The sequence below is a fragment of the Streptomyces sp. NPDC051364 genome, from assembly GCF_040682115.1.
GTDB lineage: Bacteria > Actinomycetota > Actinomycetes > Streptomycetales > Streptomycetaceae > Streptomyces.
The window spans coordinates 1-16,377 of record NZ_JBFBAH010000060.1 but is presented as its reverse complement, the minus strand read 5'-3'; the positions used below and the strand labels follow the sequence as shown (position 1 = coordinate 16,377).

15 protein-coding genes, 1 tRNA gene and 1 pseudogene are annotated in these 16,377 nt (G+C 69.9%); 11 read left to right on the top strand and 6 right to left on the bottom strand.

Annotation, left to right across the window (positions count from 1 at the left end; genetic code table 11):
- Positions 1 to 64: 64 nt before the first annotated feature.
- Positions 65 to 258 (top strand): annotated as a pseudogene (locus AB0M76_RS42350) (hypothetical protein); the annotation flags it as partial.
- Positions 259 to 337: 79 nt separating this feature from the next.
- On the opposite strand, the gene AB0M76_RS42345 reads toward AB0M76_RS42350, so the two are convergent.
- Together AB0M76_RS42345 and AB0M76_RS42340 are read right to left on the bottom strand one after the other, a co-directional pair.
- Entirely contained in the window at positions 338 to 472 is a 135-nt protein-coding gene (locus AB0M76_RS42345) for a hypothetical protein (RefSeq protein WP_365958104.1), read from the bottom strand.
- 162 nt (positions 473 to 634) lie between these two features.
- Positions 635 to 1,612, bottom strand: a complete 978-nt coding sequence (locus AB0M76_RS42340; RefSeq protein WP_365958103.1) for an aldo/keto reductase — start codon at positions 1,610 to 1,612, stop codon at positions 635 to 637.
- A gap of 243 nt (positions 1,613 to 1,855) precedes the next feature.
- On the opposite strand from AB0M76_RS42340, the gene AB0M76_RS42335 reads away from it, so the two are divergent.
- Both AB0M76_RS42335 and AB0M76_RS42330 read left to right on the top strand, forming a co-directional pair.
- Positions 1,856 to 2,743: a helix-turn-helix transcriptional regulator gene (locus tag AB0M76_RS42335; RefSeq protein WP_365958102.1), complete on the top strand. Its 888-nt coding sequence runs from the start codon at positions 1,856 to 1,858 to the stop codon at positions 2,741 to 2,743.
- A gap of 182 nt (positions 2,744 to 2,925) precedes the next feature.
- The gene (locus AB0M76_RS42330; RefSeq protein ID WP_365958101.1) at positions 2,926 to 3,486 is read left to right on the top strand and encodes a hypothetical protein; all 561 of its coding nucleotides are present in this window, start codon (positions 2,926 to 2,928) and stop codon (positions 3,484 to 3,486) included.
- 54 nt (positions 3,487 to 3,540) lie between these two features.
- On the opposite strand, the gene AB0M76_RS42325 is transcribed toward AB0M76_RS42330, so the two are convergent.
- Positions 3,541 to 5,187 carry an alpha/beta fold hydrolase gene (locus AB0M76_RS42325; RefSeq protein ID WP_365958100.1) on the bottom strand — a complete coding sequence of 549 codons (1,647 nt, stop codon included), beginning with the start codon at positions 5,185 to 5,187 and terminating at the stop codon, positions 3,541 to 3,543.
- A 416-nt stretch (positions 5,188 to 5,603) separates the two neighbouring features.
- Here AB0M76_RS42325 and AB0M76_RS42320 point away from each other — a divergent pair, with 416 nt between their 5' ends.
- Both AB0M76_RS42320 and AB0M76_RS42315 read left to right on the top strand, forming a co-directional pair.
- Positions 5,604 to 5,792, top strand: a complete 189-nt coding sequence (locus tag AB0M76_RS42320) for a hypothetical protein (RefSeq protein ID WP_365958099.1) — start codon at positions 5,604 to 5,606, stop codon at positions 5,790 to 5,792.
- A gap of 129 nt (positions 5,793 to 5,921) precedes the next feature.
- Positions 5,922 to 6,590, top strand: a complete 669-nt coding sequence (locus tag AB0M76_RS42315) for a hypothetical protein (protein ID WP_365958098.1) — start codon at positions 5,922 to 5,924, stop codon at positions 6,588 to 6,590.
- Here AB0M76_RS42315 and AB0M76_RS42310 read toward each other — a convergent pair.
- Positions 6,481 to 7,272, bottom strand: coding sequence for a hypothetical protein (locus AB0M76_RS42310; protein ID WP_365958096.1), 792 nt, complete (start codon positions 7,270 to 7,272; stop codon positions 6,481 to 6,483). The two genes, AB0M76_RS42315 and AB0M76_RS42310, sit on opposite strands and share 110 nt — an antisense overlap.
- 129 nt (positions 7,273 to 7,401) lie before the next feature.
- Between AB0M76_RS42310 and AB0M76_RS42305 the strand changes: the two genes are divergently transcribed.
- The 5 genes from AB0M76_RS42305 (at position 7,402) to AB0M76_RS42285 (ending at position 12,539) form a co-directional block, all read left to right on the top strand.
- On the top strand, positions 7,402 to 8,415 hold the full coding sequence (locus AB0M76_RS42305; protein ID WP_365958095.1) for a terpene synthase family protein: 1,014 nt from the start codon (positions 7,402 to 7,404) through the stop codon (positions 8,413 to 8,415).
- 239 nt (positions 8,416 to 8,654) lie between these two features.
- Positions 8,655 to 9,800, top strand: a complete 1,146-nt coding sequence (locus AB0M76_RS42300; protein ID WP_365958094.1) for a hypothetical protein — start codon at positions 8,655 to 8,657, stop codon at positions 9,798 to 9,800.
- A 260-nt stretch (positions 9,801 to 10,060) separates the two neighbouring features.
- Complete coding sequence (locus tag AB0M76_RS42295) at positions 10,061 to 10,489, top strand: nitroreductase family deazaflavin-dependent oxidoreductase (protein ID WP_365958093.1); 429 nt, start codon at positions 10,061 to 10,063, stop codon at positions 10,487 to 10,489.
- 42 nt (positions 10,490 to 10,531) lie between these two features.
- Complete coding sequence (locus AB0M76_RS42290; protein WP_365958092.1) at positions 10,532 to 11,455, top strand: NADP-dependent oxidoreductase; 924 nt, start codon at positions 10,532 to 10,534, stop codon at positions 11,453 to 11,455.
- Positions 11,456 to 11,558: 103 nt separating this feature from the next.
- Positions 11,559 to 12,539 carry an IS481 family transposase gene (locus AB0M76_RS42285; RefSeq protein WP_365958091.1) on the top strand — a complete coding sequence of 327 codons (981 nt, stop codon included), beginning with the start codon at positions 11,559 to 11,561 and terminating at the stop codon, positions 12,537 to 12,539.
- Here AB0M76_RS42285 and AB0M76_RS42280 read toward each other — a convergent pair.
- Complete coding sequence (locus AB0M76_RS42280; RefSeq protein ID WP_365958090.1) at positions 12,502 to 13,140, bottom strand: hypothetical protein; 639 nt, start codon at positions 13,138 to 13,140, stop codon at positions 12,502 to 12,504. The two genes, AB0M76_RS42285 and AB0M76_RS42280, sit on opposite strands and share 38 nt — an antisense overlap.
- Before the next feature lie 1,210 nt (positions 13,141 to 14,350).
- Here AB0M76_RS42280 and AB0M76_RS42275 point away from each other — a divergent pair.
- A complete protein-coding gene (locus AB0M76_RS42275) occupies positions 14,351 to 15,751 on the top strand; it encodes a hypothetical protein (protein WP_365958089.1) in 1,401 nt (466 codons plus the stop codon).
- 536 nt (positions 15,752 to 16,287) lie between these two features.
- On the opposite strand, the gene AB0M76_RS42270 is transcribed toward AB0M76_RS42275, so the two are convergent.
- Positions 16,288 to 16,361: transfer RNA gene (locus AB0M76_RS42270), tRNA-Met, on the bottom strand.
- Positions 16,362 to 16,377: the final 16 nt, after the last annotated feature.

Here is a 16,377-nt window from a genome sequence, read left to right as displayed (position 1 = left end):
CGGCCGGTGCCGACCGGACAGCCGCAGCGGCGGCCACACATGGCGGCCCGAACCCCGGAAACGGCGATTCGAGAAGGCCGACCGCGCTGAGACGCCGCCAGCGGTTGAGTCGCAGGAGTTCTACGCAAAGGGATGCCCATGCGTGGATCGGCGAAGCGTGGAAGGAGCTCCTCGACGGGTGGCACTGAGCAGGTGACGCTGTTCGACGACGACACCCAGATCTACGTGATGAGCCTGCCTTCGGCAGCCGAGGCATAGATCCTCGCGGCAGAAGCCGCTGACCAGAGCGGCAGTGCAAACCGCCACCCTCACTGGGTGGCGGCCCGCACTGCTGTGCTCAGTCTGCGTCGGTGTCCGGGCTCCACACGGCTGGCCCGCCGCCGCGCCACTCGATGAGCAGCGGATCGTCCAGGCGGACGTCGTCGGGGTCCAGGCCGGCCCGCCGCAGGAAGTGGGACCGGTGTGGTCCCACAACTGCTCCCTCGACGATCTCGCGGCCCTGTTCGTGGTGCCAGAAGCGGCTGAAGTCTTGGACACCGGGGCGGGCTGGGCAGGGAGGTGGGTCGCCACGATGGGGCGGCGCTGCCGCAAGCCAGCCAAAGCTCTGAGTATCGAAGTTGTCCTGTGTGACCGGTCACCGATCGATGACGGCCATATTCCCTTCGTCGTGGCGCTCGCCAGCTGCCGGGGTGAGGTTGTTCAGCCTCTCAACCTGCGCGTCGGTCAGCTCGATGGCGTCGGCAGCGGTGTTCTCCTCGACCCGGGCGACGCGCTTGGTACCGGGAATGGGGGCGATGTCGCCGCCCTGGACGAGTAGCCAGGCCAGGGCGATCTGTGCCGGGCTCGCGTCCGCTTCGGTGGCGACGGCCTTGACCTCGTCGACGATGCGCAGGTTGCGCTGGAAGTTCTCGCCCGTGAAGCGCGGGTTGGTCTTGCGCCAGTCGTCGTCGGCGATGTCGTCGGTGGAGCGGATCTGGCCGGTGAGGAAGCCATGGCCGAGCGGCGAATAGGGCACGAGGCCGATGTGCAGCTCGCGCAGCAGCGGCAGGATCTGCGCCTCGACGTCCCGGGTCCACAGGGAGTACTCGGTCTGCAGCGCGGTGACCGGGTGCAGGGCGTGGGCGCGGCGGATGGTGTCGGGGCCGGCTTCGGAGAGGCCGATGTGGCGGACCTTGCCCTCGGCGACCAGCTCGGCCAGTGCCCCGACGGTGTCCTCGATAGGAGTGCTCGGGTCGACCCGGTGCTGGTAGTACAGGTCGATGTAGTCGGTGCCGAGACGCTTAAGGGAGCCCTCGACGGCGGTGCGGATGTTCGCCGGGCTGCTGTCGATGACGCCGGGGCCGCCACCGGAGTGCTGCACAAAGCCGAACTTGGTCGCCAGCACGACTCGGTCGCGGCGCCCCTTGAGAGCCTGGCCGACCAGCTCCTCGTTGGTGTAGGGGCCGTAGATCTCGGCTGTGTCAAGGTGGGTGACGCCCAGGTCCAGTGCACGGTGGATGGTGCGGATCGACTCGGCGTCGCTGCCCTCTCCTACGTTGTAGTGGCCGGACATCGACATGGCGCCCAGACCGATCCGGGAGACGTCGAGACCACCCAGTGAGATGTGCTTCATCAGAAAGTTCCGTTCCTCGGTTTCCGGGCGATCTCACGCCCGGGGCGGAGCAGCCGCTCGCGGCGGACGCCCGCCAGGGCCGACCGTCGAGTGCCATGATCACCGCGACGCACTGAGCCCGCCATCCAGGCAACCACCCGCAATCACCGCGTGGGCCGCCGTACGGGGCACCCTTGTTCCGGGGGTTTGCCAGTACCCCCTTCCAGGACACTGGCGGGCCCAGGCCCGCCGTACGGTGGACGCATGGACCGCAGCGCCGAGATCCGTGAGTTCCTGCGCACCCGCCGAGCCCGGATCACCCCCGAGCAGGCTGGCCTCGCCCCGCATCCCGGCGCCCGCCGGGTGCCGGGGCTGCGCCGCGAGGAAGTCGCCCAGCTCGCCGGGGTCAGCGTCGACTACTACGTCCGCCTGGAGCGGGGCCGCACCCAGAACGTCTCCGAAACCGTCCTGGACGCCGTCGCCCGCGCCCTGCGGCTGGACGACACCGAACGCGCCCACCTCTTCGACCTGGCCCAGCCCACCGCTGCCCGCACCCGCAGTAAGCGGCCGCTCAGCCCGCAGCGGGTCCGCCCCGTCCTGTATCGGGCCCTGGACGCCCTCGCCGTCCCCGCGATGGTCCTGGGACGGCGCATGGACATCCTGGCCGCCAACCGGCTCGGCTCCGCCGTCTTCACCGACTTCCAGGCCCGACCCCACCGCGATCGGAACTTCGCCCGCTACGTCTTCCTCGACGAAGCGGCCCGCAGCCTGTACGCCGACTGGGAGAAGGCCGCCGGCGACTGCGTGGCCACGCTGCACCTGTACGCAGGACGCCACTCGGACGACCCACAGCTCACCGAGCTGATCGGCGAGCTCTCCCTGCACAGCGACGCCTTCCGCCGCATGTGGGCCGACCACGACGTCCTCGCTCACACCACCGGCACGAAACTCCTGCACCACCCGCTCGTCGGCGACCTCAGCCTCGACTACGTGGCCCTGGCCGTCGAAGGCGATCCCGACCAGACCCTCGTCATCCTGACCCCTGAGCCCGCCTCCCCCTCCGCCGAAGCCCTCGGCATACTCGCCAGCTGGACCGGCACGCCCACCATCAGACCGCACGCCCCCGAAGAGACACACACCCGAGCCAGCTGACACCCGCACAGCACCCGTTTCTGAGCGTCCTACCTGGCCAACGTGGCGCCCCCGCTGCGCCGCTCGGATCGGTGGCTGCGAGGGCCGTTCCGCCGGGCCCGCCTCGGGCTGGCCTGGCCGACCCTGGAAGGGGGGCGAGCCGCGAGGGAGGCCCCAGGACGCTCAGGCCGCCGATCGAGCCGATGCTGGCGCAGGCCGCCGAGTCCGTGCCGGGCCCGGCCGCGCTGAGGGCGGGGGTGGCGTACGAGCAGAAGCTGGACGGCCACCGGGCGCTTGTGTTAACCGCGGCCGACCCGGGCGGGCGGGTGCTGGTGCAGACCCGGCGCGGCTCCCTGGTTCAGGACCGGTTCCCGGACTTGGTGGCGGCCGCCGAGCAGCAGTTGCCGCACGGCTTGGTCCTCGATGACGAACTGGTCGTCTGGGACGTCGAAGAGGGCCGGTTGTCGTTCGAGGCGTTGCAGCGCCGGGCCGCCGCCCGCGCCCGCGGCGCCGCCAGCCTGGCCGCCCGGTTGCCGGCCCACTTCGTCGCATTCGACGTCCTGCAGCTGGACGATCTGGAGCTGCTGAACCGCCCGTACCGGGAGCGCCGCGCCAGCCTGGAATCCCTGTTCACCGGCCACGGGCTGACGGCCCCGTGGACCCTGTGCCAGATGACGACGGACGTGGCCAAGGCGCAGGAGTGGCTGGAGTCCTGGACGGACGTCCGGCGTCGAAGGCATCTTGTGGACAGGGTTCGCGGCTGACCGCTTGACCGGGTTCAGCCGATTGCAGCGGGGCCGGGCGGCCGGGCCCTGTCGTCAGCGGGCTCCGGCACCCTCCGGATCCGGGGTGGGCGGCGGGTTGTGGCAGGTCACGTCCTTCGCGGGCAGCTGTCCCGTCGACAGGTACGCGTTGACGGGTGTGTTGGCGCAGGCCGTGGGGTTGGAGAGATACACACCATGCCCCTCACCCCCCAGCGCCAGCACCATCCGCGACCCCTTGAGCGACTGGTGCAGCCCCTGGCCGGTGCCGAGCGGGGTCATCGGATCCCACTCGTTCTGCACGGTCAGGACATCGGCCCGGGTCTTCATGGGCGTGGCGGGCTCCAGCGGCCGCTGCCAGAAGGCGCACGGTTTGATGTTCGACGCGAAGTCCCCGTACAGCGGGTGCTTCACCTTGTCCCGCGCCGCGTCCCGCGCGTACTGCTCCGGATCGCGGGGCCAGCTGTCCGTGTCCCCGCACACCACGGCCCAGTACACGGCGGTGACGTTGCTGGCGGGAATGGCGTCCGGACCTTCCGGCGCCCCTCCCGCGTCGACGCCCGGGCCGGCGGCCCGGACGCCGCCGAGCGGTGACTGCGCGCCGGGCCCCTTCCTGTCGGCGCCCTTCCCGCTCGCGCCCGGATCGGTGCCACCCGGAGCCATGCCGCCCGGAGCGGTGCCACCCGGCGGCTGGGGCGCCTTGTCGGCCGATGCCTTGATGGACTTGACGACGGCCGAGGCACCGTGGGGATCGAAGAAGAGCGACGGGTCGGCCCTGATGTCGTCACCCGTCACCTTCTCCCCGTAGTGGATGATCGGGTCCCGGTCGGCCCGCGCCACCAGCGCCCAGAAGGTGGCCGAGACCGCCTCGGGCGTGGCGCCGAGCCCATAGGTGTCCGAGCGCTCCGCCGCCCACCGCGTCCACCGCTCGAAGGCGGGCTCGGCTCCGGTCCCCCACGCCTGGATCATGCCGCGCCAGACGCGCCCCGGGTCCACGCCGCTGTCCAGGACGAACCGGTCGGTGCGCTCCGGGAACATCTGGGAGTACACCGCGCCGAGGTACGTCCCGTACGAGTAGCCCAGGTACGAGACCGTCCGCTCCCCTAGTGCGGCGCGGATGACGTCCATGTCGCGCGCCGTGTTGCGGGTGGTGATGTACGGAATCACATCGCCCGACTTCTCACGGCACTTGTCGGCGATTCCGCGCGCCCAGGACACGTCCGAGGCGAAGGTCTCGGGCCGGTACGCCCCGCCGACGCCCACCTCCGCTTCGCTCAGATCACCACAGCCGATCGGGCTGCTCTCGCCGACGCCGCGCGGGTCGAAGCCGACGAGGTCGTAGCGGTCGCGGACGTCCTTGGGCATCTCGGCATTCGTCCGTATCGGCCGATAGAGACCCGAGGTCCCGGGGCCGCCAGGGTTGAGGAGGAGGACGCCACGCCGCTTGGCGGGGTTCTCGCTCTTCATCCGGGATATGGCGAGGTTCAGGGTGCGCCCTTCGGGACGCTGGTAGTCGAGCGGCACCTTGAGGGTGGCGCACTCGTACGCCGCCGGCCGATCGGGGCTGCAGCGGTGCCAGGCCGGCGTCTGTCGCAGGTACGCGGGGGTCGGGGTGGCGGAGGCGAAGGCCGATGGCGCCGCCAGCCCGGGAAGGGCGGCGGCGAGGAGTCCGGCGGTGGCGAGCAGCGGTGCGAGACGTTTCATGCGTGTGGTCCCGTTCCTTCGTCGGGTGAAATCGCTTGCGCCTCCACTGTGTTGGACGAGCGGGTCAGACCGGATCCCTCCCAAGAACAACCTTCCGTCCCCCGCACGTACCACCTGATATCCGGACACGTGGCCGAGACTCATCCCCAAGATCCGCGTATCCACCGGGGCTTCCGGGACGGACCCGCCCGTCCACTCGTAGTCCCCTCCCCCTTAGGGAGGACAACCGACGACAACTAGCGACAAGGGATCTTGTGGACAGGGTTCGCGGCTGACCGCTTGACCGGGTTCAGCCGATTGCGGGGGCGCCATCCCGGCCTGGGACTGGTAGGCCCGCATGGTCAGCAGTCGCGTATTCGCAGGAGCCGTCGGCCGATCGTCACCCTGTGTCGATGCCCTGCGGCATGATGATCGGCGTGAGCACCGAGAGACTGGATGTCTGGCAGCAGCTTCTCGCCGACCCTCGCAAGTCGTTGGTGCTGTTCGAGCATGGCACCTGTGTCGTGCTGACCGCTCCGGACGGGGAGCTTGCCGAACAGGCCACCGACCTCCTGAGAAGTTCGGCCCGGCGCACGCCGGATCTTCGGCAGGAGACTTTGGGGTGATCGACCCCAAGGACGTCGCGGGATGGGTCGTCACCGGTCATCACAGCGATGTCCTTACCTATGTCGGCTGGCCGGCCGGCTTCGGGTGAGGAGGACGACGACGAGCCCATCCGAGCTGACCATGTGGTGATGGGGTCGGTCGATGGGGGTGGTGGTGACGACGTGATCCTCATCAGCGGCGCGGGCGATCAAGCGGCTGCCGTGAACGGCAGCGTGAGCGGCGGCGCGGGCAGCGACACCATCAGGGTCTCGGGGTACGGCCCGAAGTCGGCGGTCACCTCGCAAGGGACAGTCGACGGAGGGGAGGGCAACGACACCATCACCGCGACCGACAAGGGTAGCGGGCCGGGCAACTCGGGCCTCCTGGACGGCGAGGACGGCACCGACACCGTCAACGCCACCGGAGGTGCGTACGGCGGAGTGGGCAACGCCGGCACCGTCAACGGCACCGGCGACGCGATCACAGCGAGCGGCGGCAAGTACGGTGGTGTGGCCAACACCGGCCCCATCAACGCCACCGACAGCACAGTCACGGTGAGCGGCACGCGCGGCAGCGCCGGAAATGCGGGCCGGGTCGAAGCCACCCGAGGCACCGTCAAGGTCGTCGGTGGTGCGTACGGCGGCGAGACGGGCGCCAAGGGCGGGACGGGCATCGCTGCGGAGGGCACGGTCACCGGCACCGTCACCCTCACCATTGGGCCGGGCACGCCCCCACGCGAGCGACGTCGTCCATGCAGACCGCAGATACACCCCATCGCGGCACCCCACCCCACGAGCACCGGCCGGAAGCGAGGCTGACGTAGTAGTCGTCGTCGGCTGCCAACCGCTCGATGACGTCGCCAGGCAGTTCCGGCGCGCATGTGACACCCCGGCGCAGCAGGACGTGGCTGGATGCCGGGATCTCCCGCAGCGCATCCGGGCCGCCGAAGCGCTCCTCCACCCAGGCCGGCACCGGAAGGCGGCCCGGGGGCACGGTGTAATCGATCGCCGCCCGATGCTCCTCGGTCACATCCGCGCGAAGGGACACGGCGAGACGGACGAAGGGCTCGGGGTCGTCGGCCAGCGCGAGAGCGAGCGCCGTGGGTAAGTGGGGGTTCTGGGCGGCCCCGTGACGCAGCGCACTGTCCTCGTGGGTCGTGAGGAGCGCGGCCAGGGCGGCGTCGAGGGGGGCGGTGAACGCGGCGTCGCGGCGGCGGCGTTCGTCCGTCTCGGCGAGGAAGTCCTCGACCGTCGTCGGCAGGGGTACCTCGACGTGATTGGCGCGTTCGACCGCCTTGCGCACTTGGGGATCGGGGGCCTCGGCCACGGCCTGGACCTCCGGGCGCAGCCTGGGCCAGCTCCAGGAGCTGATGGCGGCGGCCCGGACGCGGGGATCGGGATCCTCGGCCAGCGAGCGCAGCGTCTCGTCCGGCAGCCCGGGCAGCCAAGCATCGAAGTACCGCAGTCGGGCCTCCGGGCCGGTGGCGAGTCGCGCGGTCACCGTGCGGCCCACGTGCTCGCGTTCGAGAACAGCACCGGAGAAGGGGCGGGATGTATGTACGTGTTCTGAGGGATCGAGGCTGTGGCGGCGGCGGACAACCGGGCGCTGGCGTGCTTGTGACGGTGGGACGTGACTCTTTACGCCGTTACCGTCTTGAGCGTGCTCTGCGAAGATCGCTTCGTGGGTGACAGCAGATCAGACCCTGACGCTCTGGACTTCTGGCAGGTGCTGGGATGGGCTCGGGCGCATGGCCTGGTGACTGATCTGGCAGGAGAGCGCAGGCTGGCCGCGATGCGCCTTGACGTGCTGGCCTGTGGTGCTCTGCCGCGTGCGGCCGAGCCGGATGTGCTGCTCACGGTGCAGTGGGCGGTGTTCATCTGCTGGGTGGACGACTGCATCGATCGCGGTGGTTCGTCTGTTGAGCCCGGGTCATTGGAAGCGTTCACCGCGCCTTTGCGGCAGGTTTTCCAACCGGGTACGACCCGGGCTGTAGGGACGGGGACGGCGTCTTCCGTGGCGGCGGTGCTGGCGGGGCTGCGGGAGCGGACGGCTTCGGGGATGCCGGACCGGTGGCGGGAGCGACTTGCCCGGGAGTACGCGGACTTCCTTGATGCTACGGAGCAGGAGGTGGTCCTGCGGCAGGCGAGGACACGTCTGTCGTTGGCGGAGTACGTGAGGTTGCGCCGTCGCACGATCACCCTGCTGCCCATGCTGACGGTTCTAGAGCGCACCGGGCACGCGTTGATGGTGGAGGATCCGCGGGTGGACTTGCGGGTGCGGAACCTTCGGTGGGCGCTGGCGGACATCGCGGGATGGGCCAATGATCTGGCCTCGGGCGGAGACGATGCGCTGGCGGGCCAGGACAACCTCGTGGCGGTCATCGCCCGGGAGGAGGGCTGTTCTACGGCCGTGGCGTGCAGCCGGGCCCAGGCCATGATCGACCAGCGTCGAAAGGACTTCGCCGCGACGGCACAAGCACTGCGGACTACGCCTCTGCCGCCGAACCGGGGGGAAGAGCTGGGCCGCTACCTGTGCCTGGTGGAGCAGTTCATGGACGCGACGCTGCACTGGCTGTCCACCACCGGCCGGTTCACCCCGGGCGCGAAAGGATCCGCCGCACGCCATGCCCCGACCCGGTCTTGACGCTCGGTCGGCAGCTCTCTTCGGACGCGGCCGGCGCCAGGCCGACGCGACGGACACCGCACGGGAACGGAAGACGGATGAGAATCCCCATACCCCGCGCCACATCCCGCTGGCCGCGCACCTCGTTACCCCCCGGCCTGGGGCCCGCCACCGCCCGACTGCGCTCACAGCTCACGGCCCGGGTGGGAGCGGACGGCGCCGTGCGCGAACCGTGCCACAGCCGCGTCCTGGAGTCCGCGTTGCTCCTGACACTCCTGGACCGCACCCGGACGGAGCCTGCCGCCCGCGACCGCCTGGCCGCCTACCTGGGCGATCACCGGCATTCGCCCCAGCGGTTGGACCGGTTGCTGGCCCGTGCCGCCCTCGGCAACCAGGCGGATACGGTCGGTCTGTTGGACATCGACGCCTTCCTGTACCGGGCACCGGACTTCACCGGACCGCGTAAACGCGCCCTGCTCGACGCGGTCCTGTATCTCGTTGGTGCCGCCCCCACACCGCAGGAGCCCGGCACCAAAGCGTTCTCCCAGCACGGTCTGCACCTTTGGGCTCGCGTCCAGGTCACCGCGGTCAAGGTCATCCTGGACCATGCGCGGGGAGCCATGGACGAAGTCGGGGACCAGGACGTGAACCTGCTGCGCTCCACTCAGCGGGCCGGGACGGTGTGGGAGGGCAACCTGCTGATACACCTGTCCGTGCTGCACGCCCTGGCTCTCATCCCAGGCTTCAGCCGGCTGGTCGTGCAGGGAATCCGGACGGCGCTGGAGCACCAGCGCGAGGACGGCGGGATGCCGTTCATCTGCGACGAGGACACCTGGGTCACCGCCACCGCCGGCATCGCCCTGCACACGGCCGGCGCCGGCCAGCCGGTCGTGGGCCGCATCGCCGCCCGTCTGATCTGCCTCCAGGACCCGAGCGGGGGATGGTCCTACAGCGAGCACGCCCAGCTCACCGACGTCGACTGCACCTCCGCCGCCCTCGAAGTCCTCCACCTCGCCAACCCGGCCGCCCACCGCAAACCCATCCGTCGCGCGGTCAGCTTCCTACACAGCGTGCTCGGCCAGGACGGGGGCTTTCCCACCTATCTCGCCGGCGCACCGTCGGAGGCGTGCATGACCGCGGCCGCCGCGAACGCCCTCGCCACGCAGGGAGGAGCACGGCACGGCGTGGTCGACCAGGCTCTGGCTTACCTCGCTGCCCAGCAGCACGCGGACGGAACGTTTCCACCGGACTGGAGCAGCAGCCGTCACCACACCGTATGTGCGGCGTACAGGAAGTCCCTCCATGTCCAACTGAGCCGAGACGTCCCGTGGCATCGACAAGGCACGCCTGTCCGCAGAGTCGGTCCTGCGGGTGTCCCGGCCGTGCGAATCACCCTGGTCCGGTGATGCCTCCTTACCTGCCTGGTGGAAGGGATCACGGTGCCCGCCTCCCGGCAGGAGGTCACCGGCCGAAGGGAGGTCTTCCGTGAGCACCCAACAGCGAGAGAGACGAAGCAATCCTGCGGTAAGTCGGCATTCCCCGCCGCCAGCGACTTCGATGAGCAGCGGCGCTGGCGTCACCGCCTAGCGCAAGGGCAGAACCCACTCTGTCCCTATAGCTCATCCTCCCGGCGCATAACCCGGATCGTGAACGACAGGAGTTCGACATGAACGAAGCACTCGACCGGAACGCGAAGGTCATCGCAGAGTTTCGAGCGAACGAGGGCAGGGTCGGCGGGGTCTTCGAGGGCGCTCCGCTGGTCCTCGTCCATCACCGCGGCCGCAAGAGCGGGCAGGGGCACGTCAGCCCGATGATGTACCTCCCGCACGACACCGCGACGGACATCGTCTACGTCTTCGCAACCAAGGGTGGAGCACCCACCAACCCGGATTGGTACCGCAACCTGACCGCCGCCGGTGAGGGCACCATCGAACGCGGCACCACGACCTACCAGGTGACCGTCCGCGAACTGACCGGCGCCGAACGCGACCGCATCTTCGCCGAGCAAGCGCGGCGTTACCCCGGCTTTGCCGAGTACGCACGCCAGACCGCCGGAATCCGCATCATTCCCGTGCTCGAACTCCGCCGGGCGTAGCCCGCACCCCTGTCAGCTTCAGCGAGTCGAAGGAGAGAGACCATGCCCAAGGCGGTCAGGTACGACGCGTTCGGCGGGATCGACGTGTTGCGGGTCGACGAGGTGGAACGCCCGGTGCCCGGGGACGGGCAGGTCCTCGTACGCGTGAAAGCGGCCGGCATCAACCCCAGTGAGGCGGTCATCCGCACGGGTGCGCTGGCCGACCTGTTCCCGTCGACATTCCCGTCCGGGCAGGGCAGCGACCTCGCCGGGGTCATCGAGGAGGTCGGCGCCGGGGCTGCCGGATTCTCGCCCGGTGACGAGGTGATCGGGTTCAGCCAGAAGCGGGCCTCGCAGGCCGAGCTGGTCCTGGTCGAGGCTGGTGACCTCACGCGCAAGCCGGAGAAGGTCTCATGGGAGGTGGCCGGCAGCCTGTACGTCGTCGGCGTGACCGCATGGGGGGCGGTACACGCCGTCCAGCCCAAGGAGGGCGAGACCGTCGTCATCTCCGGAGCCGCCGGGGGAGTCGGCTCGCTCGCCGTCCAGCTCGCGCGCCGTACCGGGGCGACGGTCATCGGCCTGGCGAGCGAGAACAACCACGAGTGGCTGAAGAGCCACGACGTGATCCCGGTCGCGTACGGTGAGGGCGTCGCGGACCGCATCAGGGCCGCCGCGCCCAGCGGCGTGGACGCCTTCATCGACACCTTCGGCGACGGGTACGTCGAGCTGGCCCTCGCCCTCGGCGTCGCGACCGGTGGGATCGACACCATCGCCGATTTCGCGGCCGCCGAGAAGTACGGGGTGAAGACTGACGGAGGGGTAGCCGCCGGGCCGGGCGCCAAGGTGCTCGCCGAGCTCGCCGCCCTGATCGCCGACGGACATCTCGAGGTGCCGATCGCGAACGTCTATCCGCTGGCGCAAGTCCGCGAGGCCTACACCGAGCTCGAACGCCGCCACACCCACGGCAAGATCGCCCTCAGGCCGTAGTCGTATTGGTCACGAGCGTTGTTGACACTCGGTATGTCTTGAAGATGGCGAAGACCTCCGGTGCGGTGGGAGCTGTCTGGGAACTCACCGCAGGGAAGTCTTCGTGTCCCACCGAAATGCCCGTCTGGCGGACTTCGGTAGCCGACTGCTGGTCGAACGTGTCGCATCGGGCCGTCCGGTCTCCCACGTCGCCGTCGAGATGGGTATATCGCGGGCCGCCACCCACAAATGGATGCGCCGATGGCGGACCGAAGGCGAGGCCGGGCTCCACGACCGCTCCAGCCGGCCAGGCACGACACCGCACCGGACCCCGGCCGCCGTCGAGGCCCGGGTTTGCGACCTGCGCCAAGCCAGCAAGCTGGGCCCCGCCCGGATCGGCCCGGTCCTGGGATTGCCCACCTCGACCGTGCACCGGATCCTGACCCGGCACGGCCTCAACCGGCTCGCCTGGTTCCACCGGCCCACCGGCCAGGTCATCCGCCGCTACGAACGCGACCGCCCCGGCGAGCTCGTCCACGTCGAGGTGAAGAAACTCGGCCGGATCCCCGACGGAGGCGGCAACCGGGTCCGCGGCCGCGACGCGGGCCGGCCGATCCGCGGCATCGGCTTCGACTACATCCACTCCGCCGTCGACGACCACACCCGCCTCGCCTACAGCGAGATCCACCCCGACGAGAAAGCCGCGACCTGCGCGAACTTCCTGGCCCGCGCGGCCGCGTTCTTCCACCAACAGGGCATCACCCGCATCGAACGGGTCCTGACCGACAACGCCTGGGCCTACCGCAAAGGCCTCGCCTGGAAGGCCGTCCTGGCCGACCTCGGCGCGAGCGGCAGACTCACTCGCGCCTACCGCCCGCAAACCAACGGCAAGGTCGAACGCTTCAACCGCACCCTCATCGAGGAATGGGCCTGCCGACGGCCCTGCACCTCCAACGACGAGCGGACCGAAGCACTGACAGGCTTCCTCCACACCTACAACCACCACGGCCTCCGGCCGCACCCGGCGGAGCTCCTCGTCCATCTGCGGGTGCGGCCCGATAACGACGTCAGGCGTCGGGGTTCTTGCCCTCGGCTGTCTTCTTGATGCGGTCGATCTGGAGCTTGGCGAAGTCTGCGTAGGGTTGGCCTTCCCGGAGGTCCTCGCTCTCCACCCGGACCAGGGCCCCGCCTACGCGCATGAAGATCTCGGTGTGGCGGCCGGTGAACGCGTCCGTCTCGTCGGCGCCCGCCTTCACCTCCAGCGGCTTCGCCTCGGCGCCGGCCTTGCCCCGCATGTTGGCGGGTATGCCCTTCATGGCCGCCTTCGCGTCGTCCGGGGACCGGAAGGAGTAGATGGAGAAGGCCACCTTCCCCACCCTGTCCTCCGGCTTGTGTTCGGTCTGCGCGAGGTACGACTTGCCGAGGGTCACAAACCCACCGCAGTTCGTCTCCGTCTGGGCCTGGCATGCGCGCAGCGCGTCGGCGGCATCCTGGAACCTGGCCGCGGATCCTACCCAGCCCTGAGGGGCACTTGCCATGCTCACCAGTGCCGTGCGGACCTGATCGTCGGCAAGCACGATGGGACCCTTGAGCTTTCCGCCGCCGCCCAGGCCGCCCGGATCCGTCACGCCGCCCTTGTCAGCCTCCGCCTCCGCCACTGCCGCATGCCGCCAGCCCTGCCACCAGCCCGAGCGCCACTGAGACACTGCGCACCGCCTTGAACACCATCAACCCCTATGACATCGAGATCACTTGCTGTAAACCCAACCTCATTGGACCCGTACATGCCAAGCCGCTCCCGAGGCGCCCTGAGTCGACTGCGGGAGCTGCCCGGGATGCCGGCGCCCGCGCCCGGCCCGGCTGCAGCCGTGAGTGGGCCGCCGACCGGGTAGAGGACGGGCTCGCCCCGGCCCGTCAGGGTGCGAGCCGGGGCGGCGGGGGAGGGATCAGCCCGGGGCGCGGGCGGCCTGCTCGATGAGGCGGGCGAGGCCGCCGTCGCCGGCTGGGTGCGGCGAGCACTGTCGCCGGTCTTGCACTCGCCCTTCGAGGGCCCGCGCGGCGCCGCTGACCACGAGACGCTGTCCGTGGTGCTGCGGTACGCCGAGGGCTTGGGCTGGGACAGCGTCCGCGTTACTGACTTCCGCTCGTTGGGGTGAATCGTTGCGAAGTCCCTGATGGGTGTGGGTGGGTGCCTGCATCTGTGGTGTGTGAGATATGCGGATGGGGGCGGGCTGACTCCTGCGGGGCGTCGGCGTCGCGAGACGGTACGGATGCAGGCGGCCGAACTGTTCGAGCAGCAGATCGCGGTGGCGGAAGTCGCGCGTCGACTGCGGGTGAGTGTGAAGTCGGCCGGTGGCGGCCCGCGCTGTCGTGTGTCCGGGGCTTCTAGGGCGCGGGCTCGTAGGCGACGGTGGTGGGGGCAGTCCTCGGCGAGACCCAGGAGGGCCTGGCGCTCGTTCTCGCCGACGGCCAGGTCCCAGTGGTAGGAGCCGTCCGAGGGCAGCCACTCGGCCGGGTTCTTGTCGCCCTTCCTCCTGTTGGAGGCGGCGGACACCGCGATCAGCGTGTCCGGGGAGGCCTGGTCGTTCGCGTACGCCTCCCGCCTAAGGCGTGTCCGGCGGATCATCCTGAGGACGGAACGGTGAAGCGGGTCATCTCGCCACGATCGTGGGACGTTTACCACGGGTGGATCACGGTCAGGGAGACCGCAGACAAGGCCAAGCCCACCGCGGGCTTGGCGAGTTGCGCGGGGCGGCTGTCCGACGCTGGTCTGACCCGGCACAGCGGTCCTTCGGGGTCTTCGGCTCAGCCGACTCCAGCGACTCCAGCGACTCACGCGGCTGCCCCGGTGCGCGGGCGTCCGGTGGCCATACGTATGATCTTCGCTTTCTCCCCAGTGAAGGTCGAAGAATAGCGATGCCACCCCGTAAATCCCGCGGCAAGTATGCCGGTTGGGTCGCCACTGCAGTCGCGGCGGTCCTTTTGGTTCCGGCGATCGGTTCCCCCGCTCAGGCGGCTCCCGGAGACCCGGCGACCGCGTCCTCCTTCAACCTCAAGTCCGGACCCGACCTGAGCGGCCAGGTGGCCGATCTGAAAGCGGCCTTGCCCACGCAGGGCGTCCAGGACCTGCTCGACCAGGGCAATCGGGTCGCGAAGACGGCCGCGTCCTGCACCACAGACCCGTTCGGCTCGGGCGACGACGGCAAGGTGCTTGCTCCCGCCAGCAAGCTCTGCTGGGATCCCGGCGACTCCGCCACCGAGGAATGGATCCCTCAGGGCATGACCGGTGTCTCGGACGCCCAGACCGACGAGCTGTGGGGCTCGCGCAAGCCACTGGTCACCGCCTGGTACGACAAGGCTGGCGGCAAGGGCGTGCGGCTGTCTTTCCTCGACCCGCAGACCGCGATACCGGGCGACCCCGACGGCCGGCGGTACCGTCACGTCCTGCTGGTGGAGCCGTACTACAACAGCTACGACCACGTCTCCTACAAGGCGGTCGACATCCACGCGGGCGGCATCGCCTGGTACAAGTACTACCTCTACGTCGCGGACACCCTGAACGGCCTGCGGGTCTTCGACATGCGTTCCATCCTGGACCTGAACCCGGACCAGAACGCATCGGTGGACGACACCACGCTGGACGGCCTGAAGAGCAACGTCCGCGACGAGACCCAGATCGGCCGGCAGAACAACGTCTACTACAGCTACACGTACCGGTACGTGATGCCGCAGGTGGCCTCGTACAAGTTCGTCAGCGCCCAGGGCAATTCCTCTGCGGCGACCTGCGTGGCCACCGGAGCGCCGAAGGCGTCCTACATCTCCGTCGACCGCAGCAACTCCGCCGCTCCGGCCCTGATCATGGGCGAGTACTGCGACTCCGACGACACGCACCCCGAGAAGGGCCGGGTCGGCGCACTGCCGATCGACGACGCCACCGGCCTCCTGAAGTCGACCAACGGCGTGGTCGGCGCAACGGGCGCGTTCTATCTGCCCCGCGATCTCACCCAGGGCGCGGCACGCTACGACGGCATGTACTACTTCAACCGCAGCTGGACCACCCACAGCGGCAGCCTGCGCCGGGCGACCGTCTCCGGCGGCCGTCTGGTGGACTACGGTGCCAACATCACCAACGCGGTCGGTCCCGAGGACCTGTCCTTCGAGCACGGGCAGGGCGTGCCGGGCGGCGGTACGCAATACCTGTGGTCGCTGACCGAACACCGCATGGACACCACGGACCCGACCTGCACGGACCCCGGCTCCCCCTGCGGCCGGGTGATCTACGCGCACCGTGTGACCGACATCCTGGCCCGGCCTTAACACACCGCCGGGGCCGCCGACACGTGGGCGGCCCGGCGGCGTCCGGCGAGGGCTGGCCCGTCCATTCGCGATGGTGGCGGCGGCCTTCACCACGAAAGGACGGGCCCAGAACACCTCTCCCGTACGCCGGGCCGCTGTCGCCCCCGGGGGCATCTTGCCGCGGCTGGTTCGGGCCATCCGTGCACGGGGGTCGCCCGATGCGACGGCCGAGCCGCTGCCCGAATCGGATGCGATCGGAGCTGGGGTGAGGTGAGCTCCAGAGCCCGCTCGGCAGCCCGTTCCAGCCCCGCTCATAACGGCCAGTCGGCACCGTACCTCTACGCCCAGAGGCCTCGCGGTAGGTCGGCGAACGCCGTGTCGCCTCCGCAACGATCCTGCCCAGCCGGGATGGGTCCAGGGCCGACAGAGCCGGCGCCCCACCCGGGCCCCCGGCTCTCGGTATAGCCACCCGCCAACCACCCCGGCCCGCACGCGAGGCACCCCAGCACAGCGGAAGGGCCCGGATCCATGTGAGGATCCGGGCCCTTCCGCTGTAGTAGCGGGGACAGGATTTGAACCTGCGACCTCTGGGTTATGAGCCCAGCGAGCTACCGAGCTGCTCCACCCCGCGTCGGTGAACCCCACCC

Excerpts from the sequence above, each read along its gene's own strand:
- AB0M76_RS42295 (WP_365958093.1), top strand. The coding sequence starts at position 10,061 with ATGAACGAAGCACTCGACCGGAACGCGAAGGTCATCGCAGAGTTTCGA.
- AB0M76_RS42325 (WP_365958100.1), bottom strand. The coding sequence starts at position 5,187 with ATGAAACGTCTCGCACCGCTGCTCGCCACCGCCGGACTCCTCGCCGCC.
- AB0M76_RS42330 (WP_365958101.1), top strand. The coding sequence starts at position 2,926 with ATGCTGGCGCAGGCCGCCGAGTCCGTGCCGGGCCCGGCCGCGCTGAGG.
- AB0M76_RS42315 (WP_365958098.1), top strand. The coding sequence starts at position 5,922 with ATGGGGTCGGTCGATGGGGGTGGTGGTGACGACGTGATCCTCATCAGC.
- AB0M76_RS42290 (WP_365958092.1), top strand. The coding sequence starts at position 10,532 with ATGCCCAAGGCGGTCAGGTACGACGCGTTCGGCGGGATCGACGTGTTG.
- AB0M76_RS42275 (WP_365958089.1), top strand. The coding sequence starts at position 14,351 with ATGCCACCCCGTAAATCCCGCGGCAAGTATGCCGGTTGGGTCGCCACT.
- AB0M76_RS42340 (WP_365958103.1), bottom strand. The coding sequence starts at position 1,612 with ATGAAGCACATCTCACTGGGTGGTCTCGACGTCTCCCGGATCGGTCTG.
- AB0M76_RS42335 (WP_365958102.1), top strand. The coding sequence starts at position 1,856 with ATGGACCGCAGCGCCGAGATCCGTGAGTTCCTGCGCACCCGCCGAGCC.